The 15,903-nt window shown below is 71.9% G+C and carries 13 protein-coding genes and 1 pseudogene; 1 reads left to right on the top strand and 13 read right to left on the bottom strand.

Annotation, left to right across the window (positions count from 1 at the left end):
* Positions 1 to 20: 20 nt before the first annotated feature.
* The 11 genes and pseudogenes from HCN51_RS21990 to thrC form a co-directional block, all read right to left on the bottom strand.
* Positions 21 to 389, bottom strand: coding sequence for a hypothetical protein (locus tag HCN51_RS21990; RefSeq protein WP_080047197.1), 369 nt, complete (start codon positions 387 to 389; stop codon positions 21 to 23).
* On the bottom strand, positions 389 to 2,824 hold the full coding sequence (locus HCN51_RS21985) for a hypothetical protein (RefSeq protein ID WP_168011381.1): 2,436 nt from the start codon (positions 2,822 to 2,824) through the stop codon (positions 389 to 391). The genes HCN51_RS21990 and HCN51_RS21985 overlap by 1 nt, the downstream gene beginning before the upstream one ends.
* 88 nt (positions 2,825 to 2,912) lie before the next feature.
* Complete coding sequence (locus tag HCN51_RS21980; protein ID WP_168011380.1) at positions 2,913 to 3,560, bottom strand: L-threonylcarbamoyladenylate synthase; 648 nt, start codon at positions 3,558 to 3,560, stop codon at positions 2,913 to 2,915.
* A gap of 9 nt (positions 3,561 to 3,569) precedes the next feature.
* Positions 3,570 to 4,424 carry a peptide chain release factor N(5)-glutamine methyltransferase gene (gene prmC / locus HCN51_RS21975; RefSeq protein ID WP_080042514.1) on the bottom strand — a complete coding sequence of 285 codons (855 nt, stop codon included), beginning with the start codon at positions 4,422 to 4,424 and terminating at the stop codon, positions 3,570 to 3,572.
* Positions 4,421 to 5,473: a peptide chain release factor 1 gene (gene prfA / locus HCN51_RS21970; RefSeq protein ID WP_168011379.1), complete on the bottom strand. Its 1,053-nt coding sequence runs from the start codon at positions 5,471 to 5,473 to the stop codon at positions 4,421 to 4,423. The genes prmC and prfA overlap by 4 nt, the downstream gene beginning before the upstream one ends.
* An 89-nt stretch (positions 5,474 to 5,562) precedes the next feature.
* A complete protein-coding gene (gene rpmE / locus HCN51_RS21965; protein ID WP_043616312.1) occupies positions 5,563 to 5,781 on the bottom strand; it encodes a 50S ribosomal protein L31 in 219 nt (72 codons plus the stop codon).
* 127 nt (positions 5,782 to 5,908) lie between these two features.
* Positions 5,909 to 6,414, bottom strand: a pseudogene (locus HCN51_RS21960) (response regulator transcription factor).
* Positions 6,415 to 6,423: 9 nt separating this feature from the next.
* Positions 6,424 to 6,627, bottom strand: a complete 204-nt coding sequence (locus tag HCN51_RS21955; protein ID WP_168011364.1) for a hypothetical protein — start codon at positions 6,625 to 6,627, stop codon at positions 6,424 to 6,426.
* A gap of 133 nt (positions 6,628 to 6,760) precedes the next feature.
* Positions 6,761 to 8,806, bottom strand: a complete 2,046-nt coding sequence (gene rho / locus HCN51_RS21950; protein WP_168011378.1) for a transcription termination factor Rho — start codon at positions 8,804 to 8,806, stop codon at positions 6,761 to 6,763.
* A 457-nt stretch (positions 8,807 to 9,263) separates the two neighbouring features.
* Positions 9,264 to 10,193, bottom strand: a complete 930-nt coding sequence (gene thrB / locus HCN51_RS21945; protein WP_168011377.1) for a homoserine kinase — start codon at positions 10,191 to 10,193, stop codon at positions 9,264 to 9,266.
* Between the two features lie 28 nt (positions 10,194 to 10,221).
* Complete coding sequence (thrC, locus tag HCN51_RS21940; protein ID WP_080042519.1) at positions 10,222 to 11,280, bottom strand: threonine synthase; 1,059 nt, start codon at positions 11,278 to 11,280, stop codon at positions 10,222 to 10,224.
* A gap of 241 nt (positions 11,281 to 11,521) precedes the next feature.
* On the opposite strand from thrC, the gene HCN51_RS21935 reads away from it, so the two are divergent.
* Positions 11,522 to 12,922, top strand: coding sequence for a glycosyltransferase family 2 protein (locus HCN51_RS21935; protein WP_346433739.1), 1,401 nt, complete (start codon positions 11,522 to 11,524; stop codon positions 12,920 to 12,922).
* A 210-nt stretch (positions 12,923 to 13,132) separates the two neighbouring features.
* Here HCN51_RS21935 and HCN51_RS21930 read toward each other — a convergent pair whose 3' ends face one another.
* Together HCN51_RS21930 and HCN51_RS21925 are read right to left on the bottom strand one after the other, a co-directional pair.
* Positions 13,133 to 14,761: a glycosyltransferase family 2 protein gene (locus HCN51_RS21930; protein ID WP_168011375.1), complete on the bottom strand. Its 1,629-nt coding sequence runs from the start codon at positions 14,759 to 14,761 to the stop codon at positions 13,133 to 13,135.
* On the bottom strand, positions 14,758 to 15,846 hold the full coding sequence (locus HCN51_RS21925) for a glycosyltransferase family 2 protein (RefSeq protein ID WP_168011374.1): 1,089 nt from the start codon (positions 15,844 to 15,846) through the stop codon (positions 14,758 to 14,760). Before HCN51_RS21925 ends, HCN51_RS21930 begins: the two co-directional genes overlap by 4 nt.
* Between the last annotated feature and the right edge of the window lie 57 nt (positions 15,847 to 15,903).

The raw sequence follows: 15,903 nt of genomic DNA, 5'->3' as shown, positions 1-15,903 counted from the left end.
AGATTCCCGGAAAATTCATCTCACCAGAAAGGCTGCGGCACATCCGTCGTCCGCACCCACCGCGGCGTGTCCTCCGCCGCGTCACTGATCGCCGTCAGCACCGCATGCCGGTAGAGCGCCAGACTCCTCCGCCACTCCCTGATGTCCTCCACGTACCGCTCCCCCACCGGCGCATCCCACGTCTGCGGGCTCCTGGCCAGCGAATACGCCTTGTCCAGGGCCGTGCTCAACGTCTCCAGCCGCGGCAGCACCTCCTCCCACGCCTCGACCAGCTTGGTGTAGTCGGGGTTGAACCGCCACGGATGCTGCACGCCGTCGGGGCCGGTGGGAGCGGGCGGCGGCGCCTCGTTCCGCCCCCTCGCCCTGGGGGCCGGCGGATCGGCGTACATCACGTCCCCCTCTCCGAGCGCATAGGCTCGCCCGCCCTCGACTCTCCTGCCCTCGACTCTCCTGCCCCCGGCTCTCCTGCCCCCGGCTCGATCGTCCCCGGCGGGCCGTCCGGCCCGACGTCCTCCGGCGCCCAGTGGCCGTGGCCGTACTCACCCGGGGGGATCTGGACGGAGGGCATGGGCTGGGGCTGGATGTCGCGGTGGTGGTCCATGACCGTTCGCAGAGCGTCGAGCGTCGGTGGGGTGGCATCGCCCGTGACGACCTCACCCCCGCCATCCCCCCACACCCCCGCTTCGGCCCCGGCCGTCACGTCGGCCGTCACGTCGGCTGCCACGTTGGCCGTCATGTCGGCCGCCACGTCAGCCGTCGCGTCGATCGACAGGCCGGCCGCGGCGCCGGCGGGCAGGTCGCCTGCCACACCCACCGTCACATCCGTCAGCGCCCCTGCCCGCACGTCCACCACGACTCCCGCGGCCCCGTCCGGCATCGGCCCAGCCGTCACGTCCGTCACCGCACCGGCCGTCACGTCCACCAGTGCGTCCACGGGCACGTCCGCCACGACGTCCGCTCTTGCGCCCGCTGGCACGTCCACCGTGACTCCTGCGGCCGCATCCGGCATCGCACCCGCCGTTACGTCCGATGCGGCGTCCGCCGTCACGCTCGCCGTCACGCCTGCCGTCGTGTCGTAGCCGGGCTCCACGTCGTAGGCGATCGGGAAGTTGTACGCGGATTCCGCGCCGCCGCTGCCCTGGGGCTGCGATGCCGAGCCCGCTCCGTAGCCGTCCTCCGCCTGCCCCGGCACGGGCACCCCGGCGCCGCCGCCCTGCCCAGCCCCGCCGGCGTGCCCGCCCCCGCCGTCCTGGCCGGCCTCGCTGCCCTGGCTTCCCTCTGGGGCGGTGCCTGGCGTGTCGGAGGTGCCGGTGGGGGTCTCGGCGGGGTTGGTCGGCGGGATGGCGACGGGCTCGCCCCGGCCACCGGACCCCTGCTCGGGCCGGTCGCCCGTGGGCTGATCGCCTGTTGCCCGGTCGCCTGCGGGCTGGTCGTCCGCTGGCCGGTCGCCGGCCGGCTGGGCCGGTGTGTTCGTGTCCGAGCCGCACCCGCCATCGCCCGGCGTCGCGGCGCCGCCTGCCGCCCCAGTGGCCGAGCCATCGCCCGGCACCGACCCTGTACCGGAGCCGCCGTCCGGCAGCGACCCCGTGCCCGCGCTACCGTCCGGCAGCGACCCTGTGTCCGAGCCGTCGCCCGGCACCGACCCCGTACTGGAGCCGCCGTCTGGCATTGACCCCGTGCCCGAGTTGCCGCTCGATGGTGAGCTGGCGTCGGGGCCGCCGTACAGGGTCGATTCTGTGCCTGTGGTCGGGTTGTTCGCGTCGATCGAGCCCGCAGGGCCGTCGGGACGGATGTCGCGTTCGGCCCATTCGCCCTTGCCGTACTCGCCGTCCGGGACCTGCACGCCGGGCATGTCCTGAGGGGCGATCTGCCTGTGGTCCTCGATGACCGTTTCGAGGGCGTCGAGGGTCGGGGGATGGGCGTCGGCGGAGATCACGTCGCTGCCGGCGCCCGCTCCGCCGTTGACATGCGTGGCGTTCGTGTCTGTGCCGTCGGCGGGGAGGTGGGGCATTTCGGCTGGTTGCACCTTCTCCGGGTGTTCCAGCATGTCCTCGATGACCGCCGCCTGGGGTGCGTCGAGCGGGACCTGGAGGACCTTCACTCCGTCGACCACCACGACGCGAGGCTTGGTGGGGTCCTGTACCTCTGCGGCGTCCTGGCCGTCCGAAGAGCCCTGGCCGTCCGTGGCGGGTGGGTTCGTGTCCTTGGCGGGCGGATCGGTGACGCCGCGGTCCGTTTCGCTTCCGTGATCGCGCCTGCTGCCCAGGTCGTCGTCCTTGGGCGTGTCCGCAGGCTGATCCCCGGTCTTGCCCTCGGTCCCGGTACGTCCCGCGTCATCGCAGGTCTTGCCGTCCGAGCCCGTCTTCCCATCGGAGCCGGTCTTGCCGTCCGAGCCCGTCTTCCCCTCTGAGCCCGTCTTGCCGTCCGAGCCGGTCTTCCCGTCAGTGTCGGGAGTTCGGTCCGAGCCCGTCTTCCCGTCAGTGTCCGGGGTTCGGTCCGAGCCCGTCTTCCCGTCCTCACCGCGTGGATCGTCGAACCGCCCCCGCCCCCCACGCGCATCCTTGGACTCGTCCCCAGCCCCGGCCCTAGGCGGCGGGTCGGCGCGTTTTTCCAGGACGGCGAGGCGCGCGTTGACGTCCTTGACCATCTTGCCCGCCAGGTCGGCCACCTGGACGGGCCGTTGGGCGGCGGTGACGGACAGGCCGGCGCGTTGCAGGGTGGCCCTGACGCGGTCCTCGGCGGTGCGCATTTCGGTGGCCGCGTGTTTCACCTCGGCCAGCAGGTCGCGGACCAGCTGGGGATCCATGCCGTCGTACTTGCCCATGGGCCGCTCCCGGACGTATCGCCGCTCCGGGCCTCACCGTAATCATGGCCCGGGCGGGATCGCACCCGGCATAAGCAGCGGGTATACGTCAGTCGTCGGTGGCGACGTAGCCGATGATGCCGCGCAGCTTCTCGACGGGGATGGCGCCGCGCCGCAGGAGGCGGGGCACGGCGGTGGTGAGGTCGAGGATGGTGGAGGGGGTGTTGTCGGTGGTCTTGCCGCCGTCGAGGTAGACCTCGACGGAGTCGCCGAGCTGCTCCTCGGCTTCGGCGGCGGTGGTGGCGGCGGGCGCGCCGGAGCGGTTGGCGCTGGAGACGGCCATGGGGCCGGTCTCCTTGAGCAGGTCGAGGGCGACCGGGTGGAGCGGCATGCGGACGGCCACCGTGCCCTTGGTGTCGCCCAGGTCCCACGAAAGGGCCCTGTTGGCCTTGCAGACGAGCGTGAGCGGCCCCGGCCAGAAGGCGTCGATGAGGTCCTGCCCGTAGGGCCCCAGGTCGTCCACGAGCGCTGTGGCGGCTCTGACGGTGCCCACGAGGACGGGCGGCGGCATGTCGCGTCCGCGGCCCTTGGCGTCGAGCAGCGCCTTGACGGCGTCGGGGGTGAAGGCGTCGGCGCCGATGCCGTAGACCGTGTCGGTCGGCAGCACCACGAGGTCTCCGCGGCGCACGGCCGCGGCGGCCTCCATCAGGGCAACGGTGCGCTGGTCGGGATCGGAGCAGTCAAAGCGTCGTGCCACGGCGTCATCCTAGTCCTGGCCCAGCCGGGCCGTGACGAAGCGGTCTCTTCTGGTGAGGTCCTGGCGCAGGCGTACGTCGCGCCAGCCGTTGTCCTCGGGGAAGGTCAGGTAGACGGCCCTGCCCTGCTCGTCGGCGTGCTCGACGGCCACCCAGCCACCGGGGCGCAGCAGGCGGCGGGCGGTACGCTCGACGGCGCGCACCTCGCCGAGCCCGTCGTCGCCGGAGCCGTACAGGGCTCTGGAGGGGTCGTAGTCGCGCACCTCGGGGTCGCGCGGGATCGCGCCCGGCGGGATGTACGGCGGGTTGGAGATGACCAGGTCGACCTTGCCGTTGAGCTCGGGCAGCGCTTCGGCGAGGTCTTCGGGGTGCAGGTGGGTGCGGCCCTGGCCGAGCTCGGAGATGTTGCGCTTGGCCCAGGTGTAGGCCGCCGGGTCGACCTCCACGGCGTGCACCTCGGCCAGCGCCACCTCCTGGGCGATGGACAGCGCGATCGCGCCGGAACCGGTGCCGAGGTCGACGACGAGGGGCGCGTTGACGTCCATCTCGCGCAGCGTCTCGATGGCCCAGCCGGCCATCACCTCGGTCTCGGGGCGCGGCACGAACACGCCGGGCCCGACCGCCAGCTCGAGGTAGCGGAAGTAGGCGTGGCCGGTGATGTGCTGCAGCGGCTCGCGGGCCTCGCGCCGGGCGACGCCCTCCCAGAACAACGCGTCGAACTCGGAGTCCTTGACGGTGTGGAGCTCGCTCCTGCGCACGCCGTGGACGAACGCCGCTATCTCCTCCGCGTCGGTGCGCGGCGAAGGGACGCCTGCCTCGGCGAGCCGGGCGGTGGCGAGCGCGATCTCGTCCAGCAGAAATGTCATGAGTGTTGTGCGAGCTTCTCCGCCATTTCGGCGTCGATGAGGGCCTGGGTGACGGCGTTCAGCTCGCCGTCGAGAACCTGGTCGAGGTTATACGCCTTGAAGCCGACGCGGTGGTCGGAGATGCGGTTTTCCGGGAAGTTGTAGGTGCGGACACGTTCGGAGCGGTCGACGGTGCGGACCTGCGACTTGCGTTCGGCCTGGGCGGCGGCCTCGGCCTCCTCCTGGGCGATGGCCAGCAGCCGGGCGCGCAGGATGCGCAGGGCCGACTCCTTGTTCTGGAGCTGGCTCTTCTCGTTCTGGCACGAGACGACGACGCCGGTGGGCAGGTGGGTGATGCGCACCGCGGAGTCGGTGGTGTTGACGCTCTGGCCGCCGGGGCCGCTGGAGCGGTAGACGTCGATGCGCAGGTCGTTGGGGTCGATCTGGACGTCGACCTCCTCCGCCTCCGGGTAGACGAGCACGCCGGCGGCGCTGGTGTGGATGCGGCCCTGCGACTCGGTGACGGGCACCCGCTGCACGCGGTGCACGCCGCCTTCGTACTTCAGCCGCGACCAGACGCCTTCGTCACCCTTGGCCCTGATGCCGACCGTGACGTCTTTGTATCCGCCCAGGTCGGAGGGCTGGCTGTCGATGATCTCGGTCTTCCAGCCGAGCCGCTCGGCGTAGCGCAGGTACATGCGCAGCAGGTCGCCCGCGAACAGCGCGGACTCCTCGCCGCCCTCGCCCGCCTTGATCTCCATGATGATGTCCTTGTCATCGTTGGGATCGCGCGGGATGAGCAGGTGCCTGAGCTTCTCCTCGAGCTGCGGGATGCGCTCCTCGATCTCGGCGGCCTCGGCGGCGAACCCTTCGTCCTCGCCGGCCAGCTCCTTGGCGGCCGTCAGGTCGTCGCGGGCCGCTTCGAGCTCGCGGTAGGTGCCGACGATCGGGGTGAGCTGGGAGTAGCGCCGGCCGAGCGTGCGGGCCTTGTTCTGGTCGGCGTGCACGGCGGGGTCGGCGAGCTGCAGCTCCAGCTCGGAATACTCCTTGAGCAACTCGTCGAGGTTCACCGTGGGTCCTTTTTCTGAAGAGATGGCCGTTTCACCAACAACGCCGACCCAGGGCGCACCGGGGTGCGTCCGGGCCGGCGTGGGTGGAGCTACTTGCCCGTGGCCTTCTTGCCGAAGCGCTTCTCGAAGCGGGCCACCCGGCCGCCGGTGTCGAGGATCTTCTGCTTGCCCGTGTAGAACGGGTGGCAGGCCGAGCACACGTCGGCGTGGATGACGCCGTTCTTGGCGGTGCTACGGGTGGTGAACGTGTTGCCGCAGGAGCAGGAGACCTGCGTCACGTGGTAGTCGGGGTGGATGTCGCGCTTCATCGCTGTCCTTTCGGGGTGCGGCCGCCGGGTCGCCTTCACGCATGGCGTGAACCGGAACCGCAAAATGGTCAGCTACCAGTGTGCCAGATCGTGTAACCATCCAAGGCCATCGGCCATTCCCCACGGGTCACCGTCCGAGGTAGGTGAGCACCGCGAGCACGCGCCGGTGGTCCTCCGGGGCGGGGCCCGAGGCGAGCTTGGTGAAGATGCCGGAGACGTGCTTCTCCACGGCGCCCTCGGTGACGACCAGGCGGGCGGCGATGGCGGTGTTGGAGCGGCCCTCGGCCATCAGGGCCAGCACCTCGCGCTCGCGGGCGACTCCTTCAGCAGGTAGCCGACGGCGGGGCCGATGAGGTCGCCCGCGTCGCGCTCCTCGACGTACTGCGACAGCACCAGGATCGGGAAGCCGGGCCGGGCCGCGCGGGCCCGCAGCGCCGCCCGCAGGCCCTCGTCGGTGTGCGTGGGCGGCATGCGGACGTCGACGATCGCCAGGTCCGGCTCGTGCTCGGATACGGCGGCCACGAGCGCGGGCCCGTCGCCGACGGCCGCGACGGTCTCGACGCCCCCGTCCGCGAGCAGCCGGGCCGGCCCCGCACGCAGCAGTACGGAGCCCTCCGCGACGACGACGCGCATGCCCCTTCGCTACCACTCGCACGGCAGCTCCGCGCGCACGACCGTGGGCCCGCCCACGGGGCTGTGCACGGCCAGCACGAAGTACCACGCCAGCCCGACCACCCCGCTGACCAGCAGGTACGGCACCGCCCACCACGTCATCGGGTCCACCAGCACGCCGAGCGGCCCCATCGGCCCCAACGGCACGCGATCCTTCAACGCCACCGTCCGCATGACGACAGCGTCCCCTGGCGGCGGCGCGGCGGGAATACGGCAGGCAACCTTCCGGGGGGGTGGGGCTAGCTCCACCCCCCGGGCACGCGAAAGGGGGCGGCAGGAGAACCTGCCACCCCCTTGAGCGCGGACGCTAGTCGCGGTCGTTGCTCACCGTGGTCTTCTGGACCTGGAGGAGGAACTCCGCGTTGGACTTCGTCTCCTTCATCTTCTCCAGAAGCAGCTCCAGCGCCTGCTGCATGTCGAGCGCGTGCAGGACGCGCCGCAGCTTCCAGACGATCTGCAGCTCTTCCTTGGCCATGAGGATCTCTTCCTTACGGGTGCTGGACGCGTCGACGTCCACCGCGGGGAAGATGCGCTTGTCGGCCAGGGAGCGGTTGAGCTTGAGCTCCATGTTGCCGGTGCCCTTGAACTCCTCGAAGATGACCTCGTCCATCTTGGACCCGGTCTCGACCAGGGCCGTGGCGAGGATCGTCAGCGAGCCGCCGTTCTCGATGTTGCGGGCGGCGCCGAAGAAGCGCTTGGGCGGGTAGAGCGCCGTGGAGTCGACACCACCCGACAGGATGCGCCCGGACGCCGGCGCGGCCAGGTTGTAGGCGCGGCCGAGACGGGTGATCGAGTCGAGCAGCACGACGACGTCGTGGCCCAGCTCCACCAGGCGCTTGGCGCGCTCGATGGCGAGCTCGGCGACCGTGGTGTGGTCTTCGGCGGGACGGTCGAAGGTCGAGTGGATGACCTCGCCCTTGACCGACCGCTGCATGTCGGTGACCTCTTCGGGCCGCTCGTCCACGAGCACGACCATGAGGTGGCACTCGGGGTTGTTGCGGGTGAGCGCGTTGGCGATGGCCTGCAGCACCATCGTCTTACCGGCCTTGGGCGGGGAGACGATGAGGCCGCGCTGGCCCTTGCCGATCGGCGAGACGAGGTCGATGATCCGCGTGGTGAGGATGTTCGGCTCGGTCTCGAGGCGCAGGCGCTCCTGCGGGTAGAGCGGCGTCAGCTTGTTGAAGTCGGGCCGGTTGCGGGCCTGCTCCGGGTCCATGCCGTTGACGGTGTCGAGGCGGACCAGGGCGTTGAACTTCTCGCGGCGCTCGCCCTCGCGCGGCTGCCGGACGGCGCCGGTGATGACGTCGCCCTTGCGCAGGCCGTTGCGGCGGATCTGGGCGAGCGAGACGTAGACGTCGTTGCTGCCCGGCAGGTAGCCGCTGGTCCTGACGAAGGCGTAGTTGTCGAGGATGTCGAGGATGCCGGCGATCGGGATGAGCACGTCGTCGTCGCCGATGACCGGCTCGCCCGCCTCGAAACGCTCGCGGCCGCGGCCGCGGTTGCGCTCCCTGAAGCGGCCCCTGCGGCTGCGCCCGCCGCGGTCGTCGTCGTCGCCGCCCCGCTGGTCGCCGCGCTGGTCGGCGCGGCTGCCGGAGTCGGCGGCGATGCGGTCGCGCTCGCCGCGGCCACCATCACGAGAGCCGTCACGTGAACCGTCACGAGAACCGTCACGGCCGTCACGGGAACCGTCGCGGACGCCGTCACGGCCCCCGTCGCGGCTGCTCTCGGCGCGGCCGCCCTCACCGCGGTCGCCGCCACGGTCACTCGCGCGGTCGCCGCCGCGGTCGCCGCGCTCGCGGCGCTCGCCGCGGCTGCGGCGCTCGCGCCGGCTCTCGCCGCGCTCGGAGCGCGACTCGCCCTGCTGCGTCTCCGCCGGCGGGGCCTGCTGCTCCACGACGGTCTCCGCCGGAGCGGCGGCGACCGGCTCGGGCGCGGCGGCCACGGGCGGCGCGGAGGCCACGTCGGCCGGCTGCGGAGCGGTCTCCTCAGCGGGCTTGTCGGCGGCCTTGGTGCGGGAACGTTCCCTGCGCGTACGGGTGGGCCGCTCGGCCGCGGGCGCCGCCTCCGCCGTCGGGGCGGGCGACTCTGTCACGGCCGTGGCCGTCGGTGCGCCGTCTCCGGAACCGCCACCCTGCTTCTCCTGGATGGCCGCGATGAGCTGGCTCTTCCGCATGCGCCCGGTCCCGCTGATGCCCAGCTCAGCTGCCATCTTCTGCAGCTCGGGCAGCACCTTGGCGGACAGGCCGGTGCCGGAGCGACGCGCACGCGGCTTGGCCGCTGCGCGGGTGGGGGTGTCGCCGGACGCCGGCTCAGCGCCTGATGCGTCGGAGAGGAGTTCGGTGGTGTCGCTCAACTAAAAGGTCCTTCCCAGGGGTCGGGCGCCGGATTTGTTCTTCCGGGCGTCCCGGAGGTGCTTGCGATCCGGCGGGACAGACCGGGTCGGGGTGCACTTTGCGATCTTCGGCTGTCGATGGAGACGGCCGCCACTCTTGGGGAGGGGTTCTTCCACGCCGCCGATGGCCCTTGGCGCGTGGCTGACACCCCCCAGATTGCTGTCGCCAACCAGATGTCGATGTGATTCGAACGCGCAGATCCCCGTCGTCGCCACCTCACGTCGAGCCAACCGGGTGTGGGCCAACCGGAGGCAACGGATTCCGGGGAGACAGCCGCGCTGCTTCCGCCTCGCGACGTGAAGCATGATGCAGCGATGTGTGGCTGACAAGCACGCACCCACCAAGGGGGCATCTGGTGCGGCTATCAGCCTAACATCACCAGCGCACACGGCTATTCCCTGAAGGTCTAAAGAGGCATCAGCGTGTCTCGGGGAACTGAACGTTCGCACCAACCGGGTCGACGTCCATTAGCTGGATGTGCCAGTCATTACCCACTTCTGGCGCGATCAAATCCTGCGTATCCGAGGTCGAAAACGCAAGAACCGTGGGACCCGCTCCCGAAACGACCGCGGGCACGCCCACTGCACGGAGACGTTCTACCAGATCCGCGCTGGCCCGCATCGCAGGCGCGCGGTAGTGCTGGTGGAGGCGGTCTTCGGTGGCGGCGAGCAGGAGCCCTCGCTCGGGCCGCTGGGTCAGCGCGGCGATCAGCAACGCGGCCCTGCCGGCGTTGAAGGAGGCGTCCTTGTGGGGCACGTCCTTCGGCAGCAGCCCTCGGGCGGCCTCCGTGGACAGCCGGGTCGAAGGGACCAGGGCGACCGGACGGATGCGCTGGTCGGGAGCCAGTTTCACCATATGCGGCAGCCCGTCGTGGTCGGACCACGAAACGGTCAGCCCGCCCGCCAGGCAGGGGGCGACGTTGTCGGGATGCCCTTCCATCTCGGTGGCCAGCGCGTAGACGTCGTCGTCCGAAAGGCTCTCGGAAAGCTCGCCGGACAGTTCGCTCTCGGCCAAAGCGCGCGCGGCGAGAATGCCCGCGCACACGGCCGCCGACGACGATCCCAGCCCCCGTGCGTGCGGGATGCGGTTGAGGCAGTGCAGGCGTATGCCTTCCGGCTGGGGAACTTTCATGCGATCGAACGCCATGCGCATGGCCTTGACGACCAGGTGCCCCTCGCCGGTGTCCACCTCCCCCGCGCCCTCGCCCTCCACGGTGACGTGGGCGCCGCGCTCCCCGGTGAGCGTGGCGCGCACCTCGTCGTGGAGGCTCAGCGCGAGCCCGAGCGCGTCGAAACCCGGCCCCAGGTTCGCCGACGTCGCGGGCACGCGAATGTCAACCGTCGTCATTCGTTCACTTTTCCCTCGTCAATCCCCGTCAGGCGAGGTTGAGCGCCGCCGCGGCGGCGTGGACGTCGATGGGGATGACCACCGGCGCGGGTGCCCCCGAAATGGCCCAGTCAGGGTCCTTCAGACCGTTGCCCGTGACCGTGCAGACGATGCGCTGCCCCGCCTCCACCATGCCCTGCGCGTGCGCCTGCAGCAAGCCCGCGACGCTGGCGGCCGACGCCAGCTCCACGAACACGCCCTCTTCCTGCGCGAGCAGCTTGTACGCGGCCGCGATCTGCCGGTCGGTCACCGCCTGGATCACCCCGCCGGAGTCGTCGCGGGCCGCGGTGGCCAGCGACCAGGAGGCGGGGTTGCCGATGCGGATGGCGGTGGCGATCGTGTGCGGGTGGGCGACCGGCGCTCCCCCGACGATCGGCGCCGCGCCGCTGGCCTGGAAGCCGAACATGCGCGGCCGCTTCGTCGACACGCCGTCCTCGGCGTACTCCTGGTAACCCATCCAGTACGCCGAGATGTTGCCGGCGTTGCCCACCGGGATGCAGTGGATGTCGGGCGCGTCGCCGAGCGCGTCGACGATCTCGAACGCCGCCGTCTTCTGCCCCTGCAGCCGGAACGGGTTGACGGAGTTGACCAGGGCGATCGGATAGCTGGACGACAGCTTGCGCGTCATCTCCAGGCAGTCGTCGAACGACCCCTCGACCTGCAGCAGCGTGGCACCGTGAACGAGCGCCTGGGCCAGCTTGCCCATGGCGATCTTCCCCCGCGGCACCAGCACGGCGCAGGTCAGCCCCGCGCGGACGGCGTAGGCGGCGGCCGAGGCCGAGGTGTTGCCGGTGGAGGCGCAGATGACCGCCTTGGCCCCCTCTTCGACCGCCTTGCTGATGGCCATCGTCATCCCGCGGTCCTTGAAGCTGCCCGTCGGGTTGGCCCCCTCGACCTTCAGGTAGACGTCACACCCCGTGAGGGCCGAGACGCGGTGCGCGGGCACCAGCGGCGTGCCGCCCTCGAGCAGCGTGATGACCGGCGTCTTCGCGGTGACCGGAAGACGCTCGCGGTACTCCTCGATGAGGCCACGCCACGACCTGCTCATTGATGACTCCCTACCTGCGCTGTTGGGCACCGAGTGTACGGGGTGCGCGCACGTGGCGCGGAGCCGCGTCCACGGGTCGGACTCGTCCATTGGACAGGGGCACTATTCAGGAAATGCTCAGCATCTCCCGATAAGGTCTCGGCAGGGGGTCATGACCATGAACGCGCGTCCTGCTCTGAGGCAGAACGACTATTCACCAGTGGTGGCACCGCGGCTCGGCGCCTGGTCACCCGCCCTTTCCGTGAGCGTGGTGATACCCGCGCACGGCGGGCAGGACAAGCTCGACCTGACGCTCGCCGCGCTGGCCGCGCAGACGTACCCGGCACACCTCATGGAGGTCCTGGTCGTCGACGACGGCAGCCGGCCGCCGATCCGGCTGCCGGAGATCCGCCCGGCGGGCACCCGCCTCATCCGGGTCGAGGACGGCTGGGGCATCTCCAACGCCGTCAACACCGGCGCGAAGGCCGCCGACGGCGAGATCATCCAGCGGCTCGACTCCGACATGGTGGCCTGCCGCGAGCACGTCGAGGCGCTGGCCCGCTGGCACCACGTGACCGACTACCTGGTCACGATCGGCATGAAGAAGTTCGTCGAGCCGCCGCACGTCACCCCCGAGCAGGTCTTCCGGGCGGGACACCTGGGAGAGCTGTTCGGCCTCGACACCGCCGTGCCGAGCTCGACCGAGGCGACGATCGCCAAGACGGACGGGCTGCGCAAGAGCCGCAACCCGTACCACGTGTGCACGGGCCCGACCTTCGCCCTTCCCAGGGAGGTCTTCCACGCCGTGGGCGGGCTCGATCCGTCCGTGATCCGCGGCGAGGACACCGAGTTCTCCTACCGGCTGGCCATGCACGGGGTGGTGTTCGTGCCCGACATGGAGGCCCAGGCCGTGCACCTGGGGCTGCCGTCGCAGCACCGCGACCGGGAGCGGGCGGTGCGGGCCGTGGAGCCGTACCTGGCGCACCGGATCCCGCTGCGCCGCGACCTGCGCAAGGACCGGGGGCGGCGGTGGCTGGTCCCGTACGTGGAGATCGTGCTCGACGTGACCGACACCAGCGAGTCGGTGGTGCGGCAGGCGGTGGCGGCGGCGCTGGACGGCAAGCTGCAGGACGTCGTGGTCACGCTCGTCGGGCCGTGGTCGCGGCTCTCGCCCGAGCGGTTCGGCCTGTCGGACCCGTGCTTCGAGCTGCGGCTCATGCGCGACCTGTTCGGCAACGACGAGCGCATCCGCCTGATCGACGAGGCCGCCCCGACGCCCGCGCCGACCCCGTTCCGCTACCGGGGGCCGGTGGACGTGCCGCTGCACCGGGCCACGCTGGAGCGCATGATCGAGTCGGTGCAGAAGGACCTGACCGGCGTCCTGATCGTGGATCTGCCGGACGGGCGCACGGCGCGGCTCGAACGCACCTCGGCCCTGGGGCGGGCGTGCCTGCTCACCTCGCCGGGCGACGATCTCGACGAGGTCATCGCGGCCACGCACGGGGTGCGGCACGAGCCGCCGGACCGGTTCTGGCCGGCGCCCGCGCAGCCCGAGCCGGTCACCATCCCCGCTCCGCCGCCCGCCGCGCCGGTGCCCCTGGCGGTGGAGCCCGCGGAGACGTCGTTGCTGCGCCGCCTGAAGTCGGCCCTGCGCCCCAACTGACGCCCCGCACCCCAACTGACGCCCCGCACCCCACCTGACGCCCCGCACCCCGGCTGACGGCGCTGCGCCGCCTGAAGCCGGCCCCGCCCCTCGCGCCCCAGGGAGTGCGGGGCGGGCACTTGTGTGCGCGGGGGGCGTGATCGCGGGCGGCGCGCTGTCTCCCACCGCCGCGGGACGACGGCGGGCCAGCCGTCCAGAGGCGTTCGTGGGTCAGCCGCGCAGGCGTTTGCGCAGGGCGCGTTTCATGGTGGTCGACACCAGGGTGCGCAGCCCCTGCTGGGCCCGGTTGACGGCGGCGAGCTGGCGGCGCAGGGCGCCCACCTCGCGGCGCAGCTCCACGGTGGACTTGCGCCACCGCGCGGCCTCCTCGCGCCACTTGGTGACCTGCGCCCGCAGCCGCTCGGCCTCCTTGGCCAGCCTGGCCGCCTCCTCCTGCGCCTCCACCCGCGCCCGGTACGCGCTCCGCCGCCCCTGCGGGACCCCGGGCTCGGTGGTGAACCCGTAGGTCTCGCCCTCGACCCAGGTGACGCCGGACACCTCGTCCACCACGTCGTCCAGGTCCTCGCCGGGGCCGGCGACGATACGGGCCCTGGCGAAGGCGGAGGCGCGTTCGAGCCGGGCCGACACCACGCCGTCGGCGTCGGATTCGTGGAGGAGGACGTTGACGAGGCCGAGCCCGTCGTCGCGGGCCAGGTCGAGCAGCCTGGCGAGGGTGTCCTCGCCGGGGGCCCAGCCGGCGGGCAGGCGCAGCACGAAGGGGACGGCGGGGTCCACGTCGGCCGTCTCGGCCAGGCGGACCCGGCCCTCGTGCCGGTAGTGGCCGTGGACGAGCACCAGCTCCAGGTTCGGGTCGAGGAGCGGGGCGCGCGGGTCGCGGTCGAGGGTGGACCAGGGGCCGGTGAGCAGCACCGACACGTCGGGCACGGTGCCGGCGAGCACGGCGTCCACGGTCGTGCGCACGGCGTCGTAGCCGCGCGTGCCGTCCACGACGACCGTGACGTACGGGACCTTCCACTGCCGCCCGGGATGCCCCCTGAGCCAGCGGTAGGCCGGGATGCGGTCGGCGACGAACGCGTGGCTGACCCGGTCGATGGGCTGCTTGTCGCGCATGCGCATCGTCGGCCCGAGGTGGTAGGCGCGGGCGGCGGGCTCGGGGACGAAGACGGCGCCCGCCTGCGCGAGCCGGTAGCCCATCTCGGTGTCCTGGCCGAGGATCAGCTCCTCGTCCATGGGCCCGGCGGCCTCGACGAGCCGGGCGCTGACCGAGGTGGCGCCGCCGACGTGCAGGCTGAAGGGCCGCTGCGGGTTGTCGGTGAGGCCGCCGGTGCGCTCGACCAGGTCGACGATCCAGGTGTGCGGCTCGGCCGGCTCGAAGTGCTTCTCCAGGTCGTCGGGCAGCTCGGCGGGCAGCTCGGCGCCGGTGAAGCGCAGGTAGCCGGTGACGACGAGGTACGGGGCGGCGTGGTGCCAGCGCATGTGGGCCTCGATCGCGCCGGGGGTGAGCACCACGTCGGAGTCGAGCCAGTGGATGACGTCGCCGGTGGCCCGCGCCAGGCCGGCGTTGCGGGCGGCGGCGCGGCCCGGCCGTTCGCAGCGGACGAGCTTGGCGGAGGTGCCGCCGGGCAGCCGCAGCGGCGGCGCGCTGCCGTTGTCGACGACGATGATCTCGGTCAGCTCCGCCGGGTACGTCTGCCTGGCCAGCGCCGCGAGCACCAGGTCGAGCTTGTCCTGGCCGCCGTAGGCCGGGATGACGACGCTGACCGTGAGCCGGGGCGTGAGGTGGTCGTCGGGGGCGAGCACCCGGTAGTCGTTCCCGCGCACCCTGCCGCGTACGGTCATGCGGCTTCCATCAGCAGGCTCGGGCGGAAGCCGCGCCACTGGTTCACGGCCACCTTGAGGAAGTGGGCCAGCGGGAGCTGCCAGGTGTGGTCGGCGCTGAGCCCACGGCGCAGGACGTAGCCGAGCCCGTGCGTCCGGTAGACGCGCGCGCCCGCCTTTTGCGCCGCCTTCAAGAATTCGAGATCTACCGCTCGCGGCAATCCAGGAAATCCGCCTATTTCCTGAAATTCGGCTCTCGACACCATGATCGTGCCACCCGCCACATGATCGGCCCAGACCTCGCTCGGATAACTCGCCCCGCTCGCGAACGTCGTCCGCCGCACCGTCGCCTTCAAGGGCTCCAGGTAGAAGAACTCCGCCGTGGTGCCCACTACGTCGGCCCCGCTGTACGACATCGCCATGAACAGGTCGGCCAGATGGCGGGGGCCGTACCAGTCGTCGTCATCCCATTTCGCCAGATAGTCACCGCTCGCCAGGGCCGCGGCCCGGTTCAGCACCTCGCCGAACGGTACGGCCGCGTCCGCCTCGACCCACCGCACCGGCAACGAGCAGGAGGCGACCGCCTCGCGTACCTGCTCGTGCCGCACCCCGTGCAGCCCGAGCAGCACCTCCGCGCGGACGTCCCGCTGCCGCTCCATCTGGGCGAGGGCCTGGCCGGCCAGGGCGGGCCGCTTGGTCGCCATGACGATGCTCACATGCGGGGCGCTCACGTGCGGGGCGGTGACGGGGTGGGCGAGGCGGCGCAGGCGTACGCTGTGCTCCTCCCGGCGCAGGTCGGCCAGCGAGCGCGCGGTGCCGTCGGCGGCGTGGCCGAGCCAGTCGCGGTCGGTGAGCAGCGCGGCGAGGGCGTCCGGCACCCACGGCGGCGCATGATCGGCCGTCAGCGGCACCCCGGCGGCGGCGGGCTCCATCAGCCCGTCGAGCGGCACCGGCCGGTCCGGCCACTCGATCTCCAGGCCCCGCAGCGGGCGCAGCGCGGCCACGTCGAGCGGCTGGCCGTCCACGGCCCAGCCGGTGTCGGCCCAATGCAGGCGGGCCAGCCCCTTCTCCGGCGTACGCGTGAAGCCGCAGGGGGTGACGGACATGGGTGATCCTGCTCCTTGACCGTTTCGAGAGGTGATCGGCGCCTACCTTACGCCCGT

It is taken from the genome of Nonomuraea composti (assembly GCF_012034275.1).
Taxonomy (GTDB): domain Bacteria; phylum Actinomycetota; class Actinomycetes; order Streptosporangiales; family Streptosporangiaceae; genus Nonomuraea; species Nonomuraea composti.
The sequence above is the reverse complement of the archived record's forward strand: the minus strand, read 5'-3'. Positions and strand labels throughout refer to the sequence as shown.